Genomic DNA, 1,558 nt, shown 5'->3' on the forward strand with positions numbered 1-1,558 from the left:
TACGACAGTAACAAAACTGCCATACAACTTTATAAAAATGGGCAGCTAGAAAAACAAGTCATTATTGAGAGCGCAGGCTCCGAACAATCGTAGCGTTTAGATACTTAAGTAGGTTAATTAGATGAAGAACTTATTCATATTGTGTGTATTGTTTACTATCTCTGGTACAACGCACGCGCGAGATCAGGTGCGTGTCGTGGGTAGTTCAACAGTTTATCCTTTCGCAAGCTTTGTTGCTGAAGAGTTTGGCAGCGTTTCGCGATTTCCAACGCCGGTTGTCGAGTCGACCGGAACTGGTGGCGGTATGAAATTGTTCTGTTCAGGTAATGGTTTGGATACCCCAGATATTACCAACGCGAGTCGCCGTATAAAAATTAAAGAGCTTGAGCTGTGCCAACGTAATGGCGTTGATAACATTACTGAAGTGATGTTTGGTTATGACGGAATTGTCCTAGCGCAATCCAATACAAATGCTGAGATGGATATTACTAAGCGCGACTTGCTTCTTGCTGTAGCGAAGCTGGTTCCAAACGAGGACGGAAGTGATTTAATTGAGAACCCTTACACGCACTGGAATCAAATCAACCCTGCATTGCCTAAAAGAAAAATTAGCGTTTATGGTCCACCAATCAGTTCAGGAACACGAGATGCTTTTGAAGAGATTGTAATGCAGTACCAAACTGAGCAAATGAAGGTGTATAGAGACGCCGGCCGTAAAGGGTATCGCATTATTCGATCCGATGGCGTATATATTCCAAGTGGTGAGAACGACAATCTTATTGTGAAAAAACTGACGAAGGATACAGCTGCTTTGGGCATATTCGGTTACAGCTTTTTGACTGAAAATGAAGATGCGATTTCAGGAGTCAGTATTGATCAAATATCGCCATCTTCGGAGACCATTGCTGATAAATCTTACCCCATTGCACGTAGTTTATTTTTTTACATGAAGAACGATCATTTAGAAAATGTTCCGGCAATGCAGGAATATATCGATATGTTCTTGAATGAAGACATAATTGGTGAGGATGGTTTATTGATGGAGATTGGATTGATTCCAATGTCAGAATTATTACTTGAGGCGAATAAAGCCGCAGCAGAGTCTGCGAAGCCTTTATCGTTAGAGCTCTTGCAAGCTAGCTCTCATTAGATTTTCAGAAATCTTTCGTATTGCCTAGCCCAGCATTCGCTGGGCTTTTTTATTTCATAAATGTTTCAAACGTGTGGCTATCTTTCATTAAATTGAAGCAAATGTGTCACTAACTTGTCATTTTGCGTTTCTATTCTTTTTCTTGATTCTAAACAACAATGAATTGGGAAAAATCATGAAAAAAATACCAATGATCAAATCGGCAGTAAGTGCTTCAGTACTCGTATCTGCTTTAGGCCTAACTGCATGTGGCGGTGGTGGCGGTGGCGGTAGCAGTGCTGGCTCTACTGGCCCAGCAGTTGGTACCGATGCGTATGTATCTGCAAATCTTGAACTGAAAGGTGACTTCTCAGAAGACGTAACATTAATTGCGGGTCAAACATACCGAATTGATGGCGAAGTAAACTT

The 1,558-nt window shown here is 41.3% G+C and carries 2 protein-coding genes; both read left to right on the forward strand.

Annotated features, from left to right (window positions below):
- Positions 1–121: 121 nt before the first annotated feature.
- Positions 122–1,150, forward strand: a complete 1,029-nt coding sequence (locus A3739_RS09290; RefSeq protein WP_068481032.1) for a substrate-binding domain-containing protein — start codon at positions 122–124, stop codon at positions 1,148–1,150.
- Positions 1,151–1,325: 175 nt separating this feature from the next.
- Positions 1,326–1,558 (forward strand): hypothetical protein (locus A3739_RS09295; RefSeq protein ID WP_197472240.1); only part of this gene is annotated, 233 nt, incomplete at its 3' end.

This window comes from Oleiphilus sp. HI0067, assembly GCF_001635735.1.